Raw genomic sequence first — 15,453 nt, 5'->3', positions numbered from 1 at the left:
TGGCCGGCGCGGTGCCCGCGCCGGCCCCCGGCGCGGTCCGTGTGGCGCGCGGGGCGGGATGCGGGGGCGGGGCCTACCCTGGACCAATGCACCCGCAGCCGCTCGTGCCGGAGCCACCCGGGGACCCCGTCGGTCCCTCGGGTGTCGCGTCGCGCACCGAGCCGGCCGAGGAGCCCGCTGACCAGGCCGGACATCCCGAACCCGCCACCTGGCCGGCGCTGCCCGAACCGGTGCGCGACCGCATCGCCGAGCTCGCCGCGGCCGCCGTCGCCAAGCTGCCCGCCACCGACGTGCCCCGCCAGCTGCGGCCGGTCGCCAAGTTCGCCCCGGCCAAGCGCGCCAAGCTCGGCGGCGCCGCCCTGCTCGCGGCCCTCGGCGACTCCTCCCAGTTCCGGACCGCCGTCATCGAGTGGCTGCGCGAGCACCGCACCGACGCCCTCGACCCCAACGCCACCGAATCCGTCGCCGCGGCGGCCGCCGCCGTCCTGCTCGGCGAGTCCGGGGCCGCCGGGCGCGTCCGGCTGGTCGCCCGGAACGCCGAGGAAAACGCCCTGCGCGCCGAACGCGACGCCGCGCTCGCCCGCACCCAGCGGCTCGAGACCGAGCTCGCCCAGGTCCGCGCCGAACTCGCCGAGGCGAAACAAGCCGCCGAGAACGCCCGGGGCGAGCGCGAGGGCGAAGTCGAGAAGCTCCTGAAGCGCCTTCGCGAACAAGGCGTCCAGTTGCGCCAGGCCCGGGACGCGACCGAAGCGGCCGCCGCCGACGCCGAACGCGGTTCCGCCGCGCGCAACGCCGAGATCGCCGCCCTCACCGCCCAGCTCGAGCGCGAACGCCAGCGCGTCGCCGGCGAGCGCGCCCGCGCCGAACGCGCGGTCACCGACGCCGAGATCGCCCGCCAATCCGCGCGCGAGGCCCGGCAGGCCGACGAGGTGCGGCTCGCCCTGCTCATCGACACCATCGACGGCGCCGTCACCGGCCTGCGCCGCGAGCTCGCCCTCGGCGCGCGCGGCGCCCGCCCGGCGGACATGGTCCGCGGCGCGAGCGCCGGCACCGGCCAGGGCGGCAAGATCGCCGACGTGACGGCCTTGGACCGCTACCTCGCGCTGCCCAACGTGCACCTGATCGTCGACGGCTACAACGTCACCAAGACCGGCTACCCGGAACTCGCCCTCGCCGACCAGCGCGACCGGCTGATCCACCAGCTCTCCGCGCTGGCCGCGCGCACCGCCGCCGAGGTCACCGTCGTGTTCGACGGCGCCGGCGTGCTGTCCGTCCCCGCCTCGGTGCCCCGCGGGGTGCGGGTGCTGTTCTCCGACCGCGGGGTGCTGGCCGACGACGTCATCCGCAACCTCGTGGCGGCCGAGCCCGCCGGGCGGCCGATGGTCGTCGCGACGTCCGACCGTGCGGTGGCGGACTCCGTGCGCGGCCGCGGCGCCCATCCCGCGCCGTCATCGGTGCTGGTCAGCCGGCTCTCCCGGGTTTGACCGCCCGAAACTGTCGGTGGTGGCCCCTACCGTGTGGAGCAGCAGTTCCCACGTGAGGAGGACACATGACCGGCATCCCCGAGCTGTCCGAAGTGGACGTCTCGCACATCGCCGTTTCGGACATCGAGAACCTGGTGGTCGATTGTGACCGCTGCGCCGTGCGCGGCATCTCGTGCCACGACTGCGTCGTGAGCGTGCTGCTCGGCGCGCCACCCGCCGTGGTGTGGGACGCCGACGAGCGGCGCGCGGTCGACGCGCTGGCCGAGGCCGGGATGGTGCCACACCTCCGGTTGATCGAAGAACCGATCCGGCACACCGCCTGATTTCCACCGTTTCGTGGCGGCGCGCCGAATGGTCGATTGAATCGGTGAACGGTCGGTAGTCGAAAAGCGCCGCGGAGAAACCCCAGCGTGTAACGCCCATCACATGTTTATCCTTGCCCTGGTCCGATGGTGGTCCGCGGCGTCACTCAGCGTTTTTGGCGATGAGGTGGTGGACGTGGTGGCGCTCTTTTCGTAACCTGTCCGAGATCTCGTGGCCCCCGGCCGTCTGTGGAGGCGGCGACACGGGATCGCCGCCGGACGCAGCTTTGTCGGGAAGCTGGGAACCGGAACCACCACCGCGTGCTTCACCTGTTGCGGCTCGTGCATGGCTAAAGTGCACGGCTCGGGCGCGTGGTGGCGGGACAGCGGCGAAGAGGAACTCCCCGACCTCTTCGTGCCCCGGTCCCTTCGGCGGCCGAGACGCAAAGGAGACCCGCGCGACCGTGCAGTCGCATTCCCTCAGGCGCGTGGTTTCAGGTGCCCTCGCGGCGGCCTCGGTGATCACCCTCGTCACCGTGGCCCAGCCGATGGCCACCGCCGCCCCCGTCCCCGTTCTCCAGACCCCGCCCACCGGCTCCGACGCCCTCAACAAGTACCGCGACCTCGCGGCGCAGGCCGAGAAGCTCAACGAAGACCTGCTTTCGGCTCAGGACGACCTGAAGAAGAAGCAGGGCGAGCTCGACAAGGCCACCGGCGACGTCAACGCGGCGAAGCAGCAGGCTGCCCAGGCGTCCGAAAGCCAGAAGAAGTACCAGACCGAGGTCGACAAGTTCGCCGGCGCGTCGTTCACCAGCGGTGTCCAGCTCAACAAGCTGTCGGCGCTGCTGGCCGGCACGTCCACGCAGGACTTCCTCGACCGCTCTTCGGCCCTCGAGGTCATCGCGACCGGCAAGAACGCCGCGATGGGCAACCTCACCGGTGCCGTCCAGCAAGCCACCGACGCCGCCGCCAAGGCCGGCGACGCGGCGAAGCGCGCGCAGGACGCGCGGGACACGGCAGCCAAGCTGACCGAGGACATCAAGGCCAAGCAGAAGACGCTGCAGGATCAGCTCGGCCAGCTCGAGGTGGCCAACAAGAGCCTCAGCACGCAGGACAAGGCCGCCCGGAAGGACACCGGCGGGGCCGCGCCCACCAACATCCAGGCGCCCACCGCGGCCGCCCAGGCGGCGGTCAACGCCGCGCTGGGCAAGCTCGGCAGCGCGTACGTCTACGGGGCCACCGGCCCGACCAACTTCGACTGCTCGGGCCTGACGCGGTGGGCCTACGGGCAGGCCGGGATCACCCTGCCGCGGACCAGCCGCGAGCAGTCGACCTTCGGCACCGCGGTGCCGCGGGACCAGCTCCAGCCGGGCGACCTCGTGTTCTTCTACTCGCCGGTTTCGCACGTCGGCATGTACATCGGCGACGGCAAGATGGTGCACGCGCCCGACACGGGTGACGTCGTGAAGATCTCGCCGCTGCAGAGCCAGTACTCGGGAGCGCGCCGCCCGACGGCGTGACCCTCGATCAGCGGCACGGAGGGGCGGTACCGCACACGCGGTGCCGCCCCTCCGGCGTCGGTGACCCCCGCTAGCCTCTGGGGCGTGCTCAAGACCCTGCTCGTGACCAACGACTTCCCGCCCCGGCCCGGGGGGATCCAGAACTACCTGAACTCCCTCGCCACCCGGCTGCCGGCGGACGACCTGGTCGTCTACGCGCCGTCGTGGGAGTCGCGGACGGGGTCGCACGAGGAGTTCGACGCCGAGGCGCCGTTCGAGGTCGTCCGGCACCCGACGTCGCTGATGCTGCCGACGCCGGACGTGCTCCGCCGGGCGAAGCAGATCATGCGGGCGCGGGACTGCGAAGCCGTCTGGTTCGGTGCCGCGGCGCCGCTCGCACTGCTGGGACACCCGCTGCGCCGGGCCGGGGCGCGCCGCGTCGTCGCGTCGACGCACGGCCACGAGGTCGGCTGGTCGATGCTCCCGGCTTCGCGGCAGGCGCTGCGGCGGATCGGCGACACCGCCGACGTCGTCACCTACGTCAGCCGGTACACCCGCGCCCGCTTCGCCGCGGCGTTCGGCGCGATGGCCGGGCTGGAGCTGCTGCCCTCCGGCGTCGACACCGAGGTGTTCCGGCCGGATCCGGCCGCGCGCGCGGAGATCCGCGCCCGCCACGGCCTCGGCGACCGGCCGACCGTCGTCTGCGTGTCGCGGCTGGTCCCGCGCAAGGGCCAGGACCAGCTGATCCGCGCGCTGCCGGCGATCCGCGAGCGCGTCCCGGACGCGGCCCTGCTGCTCGTCGGCGGCGGCCCCTACCGCAAGAAGCTCACCGAACTGGTCACCGAGCTGGGCCTGGAGCGCGACGTCGTGCTCACCGGCTCGGTGCCGTGGGCCGAGCTCCCGGCGCACTACACCGCCGGTGACGTCTTCGCGATGCCCGCGCGCACCCGGGGCAAGGGCCTCGACGTCGAAGGCCTCGGGATCGTCTACCTGGAGGCCTCGGCGACCGGGCTGCCGGTGGTCGCCGGCAACTCCGGCGGGGCGCCCGAAGCGGTGCTCGACGAGGTCACCGGGCACGTCGTCGAAGGCCGGGACGTCGTCCAGCTGAGCGAGACCCTGACCAGCCTGCTGGCCGACCCGGTGCGCGCGCGCCGGATGGGCCAGGCCGGCCGGGAGTGGGTGACGGCGAACTGGCGCTGGGACGTCATGGCGCGACGGCTGTCCGGCCTGCTCGACGGCGATCCGGTGGCCGCGGTCCGCTGAGCCGTGGTTCGCTGAGCCGTGGCCCGCTAAGGCGTGTAGAGCGCCGGGTGCCGGGGATCGTCGACGCGCACCACGACGTCGGCGAGCGAGCTCGGATCCACCTCCTCCTCGTAGCGCTCGTAGGCCGGGATCGCCCAGACGTCCGGCACGCGGCGGCGCAGGGCGGCTGGGGAGAGCCACAGGTGCACGGCCAGGTCGACGGCCAGCCCGGCGCCGAGTAGCAGTTCACCGTCGAGGAGCACGACCCCGCCTTCGGGCAGCGGCACCCGTTCGGCGCGGGTGGCGCGGTCGCGTTCGGCGTCCCACAGCGACGGCAGGACCTCGCCGGAACCCTTCAGCGGCTCCAGGACTTCGCGGCGGAGGGCGCCGAGGTCGAGCCAGTCCGTGTAGCGGGCGTCGGGGTTCGTGCGGCCGTGTTCGAAGCGCAGGGACGCGGGGCGCAGGAAGTCGCGGGCCGACACTCGCAGCGTCGCGCGGCCGCGCAGACGCAGCGGATCGACCAGGGCGTCGGCGAGTTCCGCGGTGCCGGTGGCGCCCGCCGCGCCGTCGACGGCCACCGCGATCCGCGGCGAGGTCAGTGCGTCGATGCGGTCGGTGAGTTCTTCGGCGAGGACGGCGGGGGAGATCGGGCGATAGCGCACGGGTTCCCATCCTCCACCCGGGCCGCCCGGCGTTTTTGTCGTACCCCGGTGGGAGGATGAGGACATGACTTCTTCAGTGGGGAAGACGGCCGATGTCGGGTGGAACATCGGCGTTTCGCGCACCTTGCCGTACCCGGCCGAGGTGGTGTGGGACTTCCTGGTCAGCCGCGAGGGCGTCACGATCTGGCTCGGCCCCGGTGTCGAACTGCCCCGGGAACCGGGCGCGGAGTACGAAACGGCGAACGGCACGGTCGGCGAAATCCGCGGCTTCGCCGAAGGCGACCGCGTCCGGCTCACGTGGCGGCCGAGCGACTGGGACCACGACTCGACCGTGCAGGTGCGGCTGAGCGGCGCGGGAGCCAAGACCACGCTGCGGTTCCACCAGGAATGGCTCGCGGACGCGGAAGAGCGCGAGCAACAGCGGGCATACTGGCAGGACGTGACCGAGCGCGTCGTGGCGGCACTCGCCGAACGCTGACGCCGTGAGTGCTGGGGGCTGAGATGACGACCGGCGAAACCGTCGAGGTGGCCGAAGACTTCGCGCAGGACGCGCACCTGTTCGCGGAACTGCTGCGCGGCGGCGGCCCGGTCCGCCGGGTGCGGCTGCCACCGCGGGGGCTGCCGTGCTACCTGGTCACCGGGTTCGCGGAGGCGCGGGCGCTGCTGGCCGATCCGCGGCTGCGGAAGAACAGCCAGGGCATCCGCGAGGTGTTCGAACGCAAGCTGCCGCCGGAGCTGCTGCAGAACGGTCTCGGGCAGGATTTGAGCTGGCACATGCTGAACTCGGACCCGCCGGACCACACGCGGCTGCGGAAGCTGGTGAACAAGGCGTTCACCGCGCGGACGGTGTCGCGGCTGCGGCCGCGGGTCGAGGAGATCACCGCGGAGCTGCTCGACGCGCTGGCCGGGCAGGAGCGGGCCGACCTGGTGGCGTCGTTCGCCGCGCCGCTGCCGATCACGGTGATCTGCGAGCTGCTGGGCGTGCGCGAAGAGGACCGCGCGGAGTTTTCCGGCTGGTCCAAGACGCTGCTGAGCGCGTCGGTCCGGCCGGAGCCGGTGCAGGCCGCGGCGGCGAGCATGTTCGCCTACCTGACCGGCCTGATCGCCCAGAAGCGCGCCGAACCGGCCGAAGACCTGCTGTCGGACCTGGTGCACGCGAGCGACGACGGCGATTCGCTGTCTGAGCCCGAGCTGGTGTCGATGGCGTTCCTGCTGCTGGTGGCGGGCCACGAGACCACGGTCAACCTGATCGCGAACGCCGTGCTGGCGCTGCTGCGCGAGCCGGAGCAGCTCGCCCGGCTGCGCGCGGAGCCGGCGCTGCTGCCGGGCGCGGTGGAGGAGTTCCTGCGGTTCGACGGCCCGATCCACCTGGCGACGCTGCGGTTCACCGCGGAGCCGGTGGAGGTGGCCGGGGTGACGATCCCGGAGGGCGAGTTCGTCCTGGTTTCCCTGCTGGGCGCCAACCGCGACGCGGAACGGTATCCGGAGCCCGACAAGCTGGACATCACGCGCGCGGCCGGGGGACACCTGGCGTTCGGGCACGGGATCCACTACTGCGTGGGGGCGCCGCTGGCCCGGCTGGAGGCGGAGATCGCGCTCGGCGGGCTGCTGGAGCGGTTCCCGGGGCTGGCGCTGGACGCGAAGGCGGACGAACTGGTCTACCGGCCGAGTTCGCTGGTGCACGGGTTGGAGACGCTGCCGGTCCGGTTGTGAGGGCGCTTCGGGCCGGGAGCGAGGGTTAGGCCAGGGCGGGGGAGCGAGGGACGGGGCGGCCCGGCCGGTTCCACCCGCCGCCGAGGCGGGGGAACCCGGCTGAGGCGGTGTCGTAGGGTCGGCGGATGGACTCCGCCGACCTGCTCGCCTTGGACGCCCAGCACGTCTGGCACCCCTACGCGCCGATGCCGGCGAAGGTGCCGGCCCTGCTGGTGACCGAGGCGAGCGGCGTCCGGCTGAAGCTCTCCGACGGCCGGGAACTCGTCGACGGCATGTCTTCGTGGTGGTCGGCCATCCACGGCTACCGGCACCCCGTGCTCGACGCCGCCCTCACCGCGCAAGCCGGGCGGATGAGCCACGTCATGTTCGGGGGCCTCACCCACGAACCCGCCATCACCCTCGCGAAGACCTTGGCCGACCTCAGCCCCGACGGCCTCGAGCACGTCTTCCTCTGCGACTCCGGGTCCGTCTCGGTCGAAGTCGCCGCGAAGATGTGCCTGCAGTACCAACGCTCTCGCGGGCTCCCCGGGAAACGGCGGCTGCTCACCTGGCGCGGCGGCTACCACGGGGACACCTTCACCCCGATGAGCGTCTGCGACCCCGACGGCGGCATGCACTCCCTGTGGCGCGGGGTGCTGCCCGAACAGGTCTTCGTGCCCGCGCCGCCGTCCGGCTTCGACACCCCGCCCGATCAGTCCTATGTGGACCTCCTGGCCGCGGAAATCGAGCGGCACGAGGAGGAACTCGCCGCGGTGATCGTCGAACCCGTGGTGCAGGGCGCCGGCGGGATGCGGTTCCACCACCCCGCCTACCTGCGCGCCCTGCGGGAACTCACCGAAGCGCACGACGTGCTGCTGATCTTCGACGAGATCGCGACCGGCTTCGGCCGCACCGGCGTGCTGTTCGCCGCCGAGCACGCCGGTGTCACGCCGGACGTCATGTGCGTCGGCAAGGCGCTCACCGGGGGCTACCTGAGCATGGCGGCCGCCCTGTGCACCCCGGAGGTCGCCGCCGGCATCGCGCGCGGCGAACTGCCCGTGCTCGCGCACGGCCCGACCTTCATGGGCAACCCGCTCGCCTCGGCCGTCGCCAACGCCTCCCTCGGCCTGCTGGCCGGCGGCGGCTGGCGCACCGACGTCACCCGGCTCGAGAAAGGCCTGCTCGACGGCCTGGCCCCGGCGCGCGACCTGCCCGCCGTCACCGACGTGCGGGTGCTGGGCGGGATCGGCGTGCTGCAGCTCGACCACCCCGTCGACATGGCCGTCGCCACGGACGTCGTCACCGCGCACGGGGCTTGGCTGCGGCCGTTCCGGGACCTCGTCTACGCCATGCCGCCGTACGTTTCGACTGACGACGACCTGGCCGTGATCACCCGCGCGATGCTCGCGGTCGCCGAAAAGGCCTGAATTCAGCACATCGGGTGTGACCACCGGCACACCGAGACCCGAAGGTGCCTCACCGTCGCGCTGCGTGGCAGAGCATGATCGAAACCACGCGAACGGCGGAGGGGTAAGTGTGACGAGACAGCTCCCGCCGGTCCATCCTGTGCCCGGCCGAACGCGAGAAATGCTTGCGTAGCAGACATTTCGCGTGGTTTCGGCGATCCTGCCCCCATGATCGAGATCGTTCGTGGCGAGCACGACACCGGACCCCCGAAGCACTCCGAGCACCTGGAGAACCTCAAGCACGATTTCCTCGCGTCGATAGTCGTCTTCCTCGTCGCCGTCCCCCTGTCCCTGGGCGTGGCCTTCGCGGCCGGGGCACCGCTGCTCTCGGGCCTCATCTCCGCCGTCGTCGGCGGGCTGGTCGCGAGCCTCTTCGGCGGATCGCCGCTGCAGGTCAGCGGCCCCTCCGCCGCCCTCACCGTGGTGCTGGCCGACACGATCGCCACCCACGGCTGGCCGGTCACCTGCGCGATCACCGTCGCCGCGGGCCTGCTCCAGATCCTCTTCGGCCTCACCCGGGCCGCCCGCGCCGCGCTCGCCGTGTCCCCGGCGATCGTGCACGGCTTGCTCGCCGGCATCGGCGTCACGCTCGTGCTCGGCCAGCTGCACGTCGTCCTCGGCGGCTCGGCCCAGGGTTCCGCGCTGGCCAACGTCCTGGCGCTGCCCGGCCAGGTCGCCGCGCACCACGACCAGGCCGTGCTGATCGGCGTCGTCACCCTCGGCGTCCTGCTGGCCTGGCCGCGGCTGCCGAACCTCGTCCGCCGCGTGCCCGCCCCGCTGGCCGCCGTCGCGCTGGCCACCGGCCTCTCCATCGCGACCGGCATGAGCCTGCCGCGCGTCGACCTCCCCGCCGGGCTGCCCTCGCTGCACCTCGTGCCGCGGCTGCCGGACGGCGGCTGGAGCGGCTTCGCCGTCGCCGCGGTCACCATCGCGCTCATCGCCGGCCTGGAGAGCCTGCTGTCCGCGGTCTCGGTGGACAAGCTCCGCGGCGGCCCGCGCACCGACCTCGACCGCGAACTCATCGGGCAGGGCGCGGCGAACGTCGCCGCCGGCGCGCTCGGCGGCTTCCCTGTCACCGGCGTCATCGTGCGCAGCATGACCAACTTCGAGGCCGGCGCGCGCACCCGGGCGTCGGCGATCCTGCACTGCGGCTGGATCCTCGCCGCCTGCCTGCTGCTCACCGGCGTGCTGCGGCTGATCCCGCTGGCGGCGCTGGCCGCGCTGCTGGTGTACGTCGGGACGAAGCTGGTGAACCTCCACGGGCTCAAGGAGGTGCGGCGCCACGGCGACCTGCCGGTGTACGCCGTCACCCTGGCCGGTGCGGTGGCCGTCAACCTGCTCACCGGGGTCGCGGCGGGGGTCCTGCTGGCCCTGGCGATGATGCTGCGCCGGATGATCTTCTCCGGCATCCACGTCGAACGGGCGGGTGACCGGCACCGCGTCGTCATCGAAGGCGCGCTGACGTTCCTGTCCGTGCCGCGGCTGACCCGGGTGCTCGCCGAGGTGCCCCCGCACGCCGAGGTCACCCTCGAACTGCACGTCGACTACCTCGACCACGCCGCGTTCGACTGCCTGCGCGGCTGGCAGCAGGCGCACGCCGGGTGCGTCACGGTCGACGAGATCGGGCACCCGTGGTTCGGCCGCGGCCGCGCGGGGGAGCCGACCGTGCGCCGCAGCGTCGCCGCGCGCGTCGTGCCGCGGTGGCTCGCGCCGTGGTCGGAGTGGCAGGCCGAGCACGTCGTGCTGCCCGCCCAGCGCACCGCCAGTTCCCTGCTGTGCCGCGGTGCTTCGGAGTTCCAGCGCCGCACGGCGCCGCTGCTGCGCGACACGTGGAGCGGGCTGGCGCACGGTCAGCAGCCGCACACGCTGTTCATCACCTGCGGCGACGCGCGGATCGTGCCGAACCTGATCACCACCAGCGGGCCGGGCGACCTGTTCACGGTGCGGAACATCGGCAACCTCGTGCCGCCGGCCGACGGCACGGACTCGTCGGTCGGCGCGGCGATCGAGTACGCCGTCGGGGTGCTCGAGGTCGCCGAAATCGTGGTGTGCGGCCATTCCGGCTGCGGCGCGATGAAAGCGCTGCTCGGCCGGGCCCCGGCCGGGCTCGACCAGCTCGGCAGCTGGCTGCGCCACGGCGAAGCGACGCTCCGGCGCCGCAGCCGCGAGGCGCCGCTGCTGCTCGGTGGCGAGCGGCCGGCCGCCGAGGCCGACCAGCTGGCCCTGCAGAACGTGGTGCAGCAGCTGGAAATGCTGCGCGGCTACCCGGTGGTCGCGGCGGCCCTGGAGCGGGGTGCGCTGCGGCTGACCGGGATGTACTTCGACGTCGGCGCGGCGCAAGTGTCCCTTTTGGACGAAGCCGCGCGCGGGTTCGTCCCCGCGGGGGCGCTGGAGCACTGACGCACCGCCGGCGGCCACCTCCGTTGCCCACGGGGGTGGCCACCGGCGCGCAAAGCCTTGTGTCGTACGAAATTCAACTGTCACGTGACAGGCGGCCGCGCGTGAACGGCGTGTTAACCAGCTGCCCGATTTGTGACATCCGGGCTAATTATGGCGATTTATTCACTCGATCGGGTGGAACATAGCGGACATTTCACTCGATTTCCGGTTGCATGGTGATCATGAGACCCCTCGCCGTGCTCCGACACGACCTGCCGGCCTCACTGGTCGTCTTCCTCGTAGCCGTCCCCTTGTCCCTCGGCATCGCCCTCGCTTCGGGCGCCCCGGTCGCCGCCGGGCTGGTGGCCGCCGTCGTCGGCGGCGTGGTCGCCGGCGCCCTCGGCGGCTCCGCGCTGCAAGTCAGCGGGCCCGCCGCCGGCCTGACCGTGGTCATGGCCGAAACCATCCAGACGTTCGGCTGGGTCGTCACCTGCGCGATCACCGTCGCTGCCGGGGCGCTCCAGATCCTGCTGGGGCTGAGCCGCATCGCCCGCGCCGCGTTGGCCATCTCGCCGGCGATCGTGCACGGCATGCTGGCCGGCATCGGCGTCACGATCGTGCTCGGCCAGCTGCACGTCATCCTCGGCGGCAAAGCCCAGAGCTCGGCCGTGGAGAACGTCGCCGAGCTGCCCGCCCAGATCATCGCCCACCACGACTCCGCCACCATCGTCGGCCTGCTCACCATCGGCCTCCTGCTGATCTGGCCGAAGCTGCCGGCGGCGGTCCGCAAGGTGCCGGGGCCGCTGGCCGCGATCGCGGTGGCCACGGTGGTGTCGGTCGCGTTCGGGATGACGCTCCCGCGCGTCGAACTGCCCGGTGACCTGCTGAACATCCACCTCGTCCCGCAGCTGCCGGACGGCGGCTGGAGCGGGTTCGCCCTGGCCGTCGTCACGATCGCGCTGATCGCCAGCGTGGAGAGCCTGCTCTCGGCGGTGGCGGTCGACCGCATGCACACCGGGCCGCGCGCCAACCTCGACCGCGAACTGGTCGGCCAGGGCGCGGCCAACATGCTCTCCGGAGCGCTGGGCGGCCTGCCCGTCACCGGCGTCATCGTCCGCAGCTCCACCAACGTCACCGCCGGGGCGAAGTCCCGGGCGTCGGCGGTGCTGCACGGCCTCTGGGTGCTGCTGTTCGTCGTCCTGCTCGCCGGGCTGATCCAGAGCATCCCGCTGGCCGCGCTGGCCGGGCTGCTCGTGCACGTCGGCGCGAAGCTGGTCAACCCCGGGCACATGAAGACCGTGCTGGCCCACGGCGACCTGCCCGTGTACCTGCTCACCCTCGCCGGCGTCGTCGTGTTCGACCTGCTCACCGGCGTGCTGGCGGGCATCGGGCTGGCGGTGGTGCTGATGCTGCGCCGCACGGTCTGGTCGGGCATCCACATCGAACGGGAGGGTGACGACTGGCGCGTCGTCGTCGAAGGCGTCCTGACGTTCCTGTCGGTGCCGCGGCTGTCGAAGGTGCTCGGGACCGTCCCGGGCGGCGTCACCGTGCGGCTGGAGCTGGTCGTCGACTACCTCGACCACGCCGCGTTCGAGAGCCTGCACACCTGGCAGCAGGCGTACGAGCGCGCCGGCGGCACGGTGGAGGTCGACGAGGTCGGCCACCCCTGGTTCGGCGAGGGCAAGGCGGGCCGCCCGACGCGGTCCCGGGTCGCCGCCAGCCGGGCGGTGCCGCGCTGGCTAGCGCCGTGGTCGGAGTGGCAGGCGGCGGAAGGGGTCGAGATCCCGGCCCAGCAGACCCGCCGCGGCGCCACGGAGTTCCACCGCCGCGCGGCCCCGCTGCTGCGCGACACGTTGTCCGGCCTGGCCGACGGCCAGCGGCCGCGCACCCTGTTCATCACCTGCGGCGATTCCCGGATCGTGCCGAACCTGATCACGACGAGCGGGCCGGGCGACCTGTTCACCATCCGCAACATCGGCAACCTGGTCCCGCCGGGCCAGGCGGACGCGTCGATGAACGCGTCCATCGAGTACGCGGTGGGCGTCCTCGGGGTCGAGGAGATCGTGGTGTGCGGCCACTCGAGCTGCGGCGCGATGGCCGCACTGGCCGACGGCCCGCCGCCGGGGCCGCTGTCGGCCTGGCTGCACCATGCCGAACCGAGCGCGCACCGGCTGGGCTCGGCCACCCTCGACGGCGGCGTCCCGGACCGGGAAGGCGATCGGCTGGCGCTGCACAACGTGCTCCAGCAGCTGGAGCACCTGCGCGAGTACCCGGCGGTGGCGGCGGCCGAGTCGGCCGGGAAGCTGCAGCTGACGGCGATGTACTTCCACGTCGGCGACGCCCAGGTGTACTTGTTCGACGCGGCCGAGCGGACGTTCCGCCCGGCCGGGGCGCCGGTGGTGGTGCCGGGCGCCTGACCCGCCGTCCGGCTCGTGAGTGGTAAGGCGGGTTCTAACCCGCTTTACCACTCACGATGGGCTGTGGCAGGGCTTTGACCACGGCCCGCGTGCGCACCCGGGCCCGGAGTCACTATGTTGATGGCCCGTGACCATGCTGGTGATGACGGGGACCGGGACCGGGGTCGGCAAGACGATCACCACGGCGGCGATCGCGGCCGTGGCGGTGGCCGGGGGACAGCGGGTGGCCGTGCTGAAGCCGGCCCAGACCGGGGTGCGGCTCGATGAGCCCGGTGACCTCCAGGACGTCGTCCGGCTCGCCGGGCCCGACGTCACCACGCGCGAACTGCGCCGCTACCCGGATCCGCTGTCCCCGGAAGCCGCCGCCCGGCGCAGCGGGCTGCCGGCGCTCGACCCCGGCGAAATCGCCCAGGCCGCCTCCGACCTCGACACCGCGCACGACCTCACCCTCATCGAGGGCGCCGGCGGCCTGCTCGTGCGCTTCGACCGCACGGGCGCGAGCCTCGCCGACGTCGCCTGGTCACTCGGCTCGCTCGTGATCATCGTGGCCGAGGCCGGTCTCGGGACGCTCAACGCCACCGCGCTCACCGCCGAGGTCGCCGGCAAGCGCGGGCTGACCGTCGCCGGCGTGATCATCGGCGCGTGGCCGGCCGAACCGGACCTCGCGGCGCTGTCCAACCTCGAAGACCTGCCGGTCGCGGCCGGGGCGCCCCTGCTCGGCGTGCTGCCCGCCGGCCTCGGCCAGTCCTCCCGGGAAGACTTCCTGGCCGCGGCCCGGGCCGGGCTCTCGCCGTGGTTCGGCGGCGAATTCGACCCGGAGCTTTTCGCCGGTTGCGCTTCTGCCGGGAAGTGACCTGCATCGCTGTCGCCTCGACGTACCTTCGTGCACGATGAGGGACGCTTTCCGCACCACCTCGATCAAGGAGCCGCCCGTGACCGCAGTCCCGGACACCGATGTCCTCGCCCTCGCGCGCGAGCAGGTTTTGGAAAACGGCGTCGGCCTCGGTGAACAGCAGGTCCTCGACGTGCTCCGGCTGCCCGACGACCGGCTGCCGGACCTCCTCGCCCTGGCGCACGAGGTGCGGATGCGCTGGTGCGGGCCGGAGGTCGAGGTCGAAGGCATCATCAGCCTGAAGACCGGCGGCTGCCCCGAGGACTGCCACTTCTGCTCCCAGTCCGGCCGCTTCCCGACGCCGGTGCGCTCGGCGTGGCTCGACATCCCGAACCTGGTCAAGGCCGCCCGGCAGACCGCCGAAACCGGCGCGACGGAGTTCTGCATCGTCGCCGCCGTCCGCGGCCCGGACCAGCGGCTGCTCTCGCAGGTCCGGGAGGGCGTTCGCGCGATCCGCGAGGACGGGAACGACATCCAGATCGCCTGCTCGCTGGGCATGCTGACGCAGGAGCAGGTCGACGAGCTCGTCGAGATGGGCGTCCACCGCTACAACCACAACCTCGAGACGGCGCGCTCGCACTTCCCGTCGGTGGTCACGACGCACACGTGGGAAGAGCGCTGGGACACCCTGCGCATGGTCGCCGACGCGGGCATGGAGGTCTGCTGCGGCGGGATCATCGGCATGGGGGAGACGGTCGAGCAGCGCGCGGAGTTCGCCGTGCAGCTGGCGTCGCTGAACCCGGACGAAGTGCCGATGAACTTCCTCATCCCGCAGCCGGGCACGCCGTACGAGCACTACGAGATCGTCGAAGGGCGCGACGCGCTGCGGACGGTGGCGGCGTTCCGGCTCGCGATGCCGCGCACGATGCTGCGCTTCGCCGGCGGCCGCGAGCTCACGCTGGGCGACCTCGGCGCGGAGCAGGGCATGCTCGGCGGGATCAACGCGATCATCGTCGGCAACTACCTGACCAACCTGGGCCGGCCGGCTTCGGCGGACCTGGAGATGCTGGACGAGCTCAAGATGCCCATCAAGGCGCTCAGTGACAGCCTCTGACGCTGCGACAGCCGCTGCCTTTTGTGTCCATTGTGGACAGGAGTCGCCGGGTGGGGCGGACCACCCGGCGTGCCACAACCCCCGGACGGCGCTGGAACCGCCGCGGTACTGCACGTTCTGCGCGCGCCGGTTGGTGGTTCAGGTGAGCCCGCTCGGCTGGACGGCCCGCTGCAGCCGGCACGGCGAGACCGCGAGCGGCTGACGGCCGAGTGGGGTAACGAACCAGATCGTTCATTGGGTTGGCCGGGCGCGGCGCGGTAACGGACCGGATCGTTCATTGGCTTGCGTCGCTGCGAGGCAGTAACGAACCAGACCGTTCATTGGACCGGCTGGCGCAGCGGGGGTAACGGACCGGATAGTTCAT

The 15,453-nt window shown here is 72.6% G+C and carries 13 protein-coding genes; 12 read left to right on the top strand and 1 reads right to left on the bottom strand.

All coding sequences use genetic code 11. From position 1 onward, the window contains the following. Nucleotides 1–86 precede the first annotated feature (86 nt). From AB0M30_RS10935 to AB0M30_RS10920, 4 genes are all read left to right on the top strand, one after another. Entirely contained in the window at nucleotides 87–1,484 is a 1,398-nt protein-coding gene (locus AB0M30_RS10935) for an NYN domain-containing protein (protein WP_364582518.1), read from the top strand. Nucleotides 1,485–1,549: 65 nt separating this feature from the next. Next, nucleotides 1,550–1,807 (top strand): hypothetical protein, encoded by a 258-nt coding sequence (locus AB0M30_RS10930; RefSeq protein WP_103339845.1) that lies wholly within the window; start codon nucleotides 1,550–1,552, stop codon nucleotides 1,805–1,807. Nucleotides 1,808–2,250: 443 nt separating this feature from the next. Then, complete coding sequence (locus AB0M30_RS10925) at nucleotides 2,251–3,306, top strand: NlpC/P60 family protein (protein WP_364582515.1); 1,056 nt, start codon at nucleotides 2,251–2,253, stop codon at nucleotides 3,304–3,306. Nucleotides 3,307–3,390: 84 nt separating this feature from the next. Next, entirely contained in the window at nucleotides 3,391–4,548 is a 1,158-nt protein-coding gene (locus AB0M30_RS10920; protein ID WP_103339843.1) for a glycosyltransferase family 4 protein, read from the top strand. 26 nt (nucleotides 4,549–4,574) lie between these two features. Here the strand turns inward: AB0M30_RS10920 and AB0M30_RS10915 are convergent, their stop codons facing one another. Beyond that, nucleotides 4,575–5,189, bottom strand: a complete 615-nt coding sequence (locus tag AB0M30_RS10915) for a uridine kinase (RefSeq protein ID WP_364582512.1) — start codon at nucleotides 5,187–5,189, stop codon at nucleotides 4,575–4,577. A 64-nt stretch (nucleotides 5,190–5,253) separates the two neighbouring features. On the opposite strand from AB0M30_RS10915, the gene AB0M30_RS10910 reads away from it, so the two are divergent. The 8 genes from AB0M30_RS10910 (at nucleotide 5,254) to AB0M30_RS10875 (ending at nucleotide 15,291) form a co-directional block, all read left to right on the top strand. Continuing rightward, a complete protein-coding gene (locus AB0M30_RS10910; RefSeq protein WP_364582509.1) occupies nucleotides 5,254–5,667 on the top strand; it encodes an SRPBCC domain-containing protein in 414 nt (137 codons plus the stop codon). 23 nt (nucleotides 5,668–5,690) lie between these two features. Further along, nucleotides 5,691–6,902 carry a cytochrome P450 gene (locus AB0M30_RS10905; RefSeq protein WP_364582506.1) on the top strand — a complete coding sequence of 404 codons (1,212 nt, stop codon included), beginning with the start codon at nucleotides 5,691–5,693 and terminating at the stop codon, nucleotides 6,900–6,902. 125 nt (nucleotides 6,903–7,027) lie between these two features. Then, the gene (locus AB0M30_RS10900) at nucleotides 7,028–8,308 is read left to right on the top strand and encodes an adenosylmethionine--8-amino-7-oxononanoate transaminase (protein ID WP_364582503.1); all 1,281 of its coding nucleotides are present in this window, start codon (nucleotides 7,028–7,030) and stop codon (nucleotides 8,306–8,308) included. A 207-nt stretch (nucleotides 8,309–8,515) separates the two neighbouring features. Then, nucleotides 8,516–10,747, top strand: coding sequence for a SulP family inorganic anion transporter (locus tag AB0M30_RS10895; RefSeq protein ID WP_364582501.1), 2,232 nt, complete (start codon nucleotides 8,516–8,518; stop codon nucleotides 10,745–10,747). Between the two features lie 212 nt (nucleotides 10,748–10,959). Then, entirely contained in the window at nucleotides 10,960–13,143 is a 2,184-nt protein-coding gene (locus tag AB0M30_RS10890) for a SulP family inorganic anion transporter (RefSeq protein ID WP_364582498.1), read from the top strand. Between the two features lie 133 nt (nucleotides 13,144–13,276). Further along, entirely contained in the window at nucleotides 13,277–13,996 is a 720-nt protein-coding gene (bioD, locus tag AB0M30_RS10885; protein WP_364582650.1) for a dethiobiotin synthase, read from the top strand. A gap of 79 nt (nucleotides 13,997–14,075) precedes the next feature. Beyond that, nucleotides 14,076–15,089, top strand: coding sequence for a biotin synthase BioB (gene bioB, locus AB0M30_RS10880; RefSeq protein WP_364582495.1), 1,014 nt, complete (start codon nucleotides 14,076–14,078; stop codon nucleotides 15,087–15,089). Continuing rightward, nucleotides 15,076–15,291 (top strand): hypothetical protein, encoded by a 216-nt coding sequence (locus tag AB0M30_RS10875; protein ID WP_360182881.1) that lies wholly within the window; start codon nucleotides 15,076–15,078, stop codon nucleotides 15,289–15,291. The genes bioB and AB0M30_RS10875 overlap by 14 nt, the downstream gene beginning before the upstream one ends. Nucleotides 15,292–15,453 lie beyond the last annotated feature (162 nt).

It is taken from the genome of Amycolatopsis sp. NPDC051716, from assembly GCF_040681595.1.
GTDB lineage: Bacteria > Actinomycetota > Actinomycetes > Mycobacteriales > Pseudonocardiaceae > Amycolatopsis.
The sequence above is the reverse complement of the archived record's forward strand: the minus strand, read 5'-3'. Positions and strand labels throughout refer to the sequence as shown.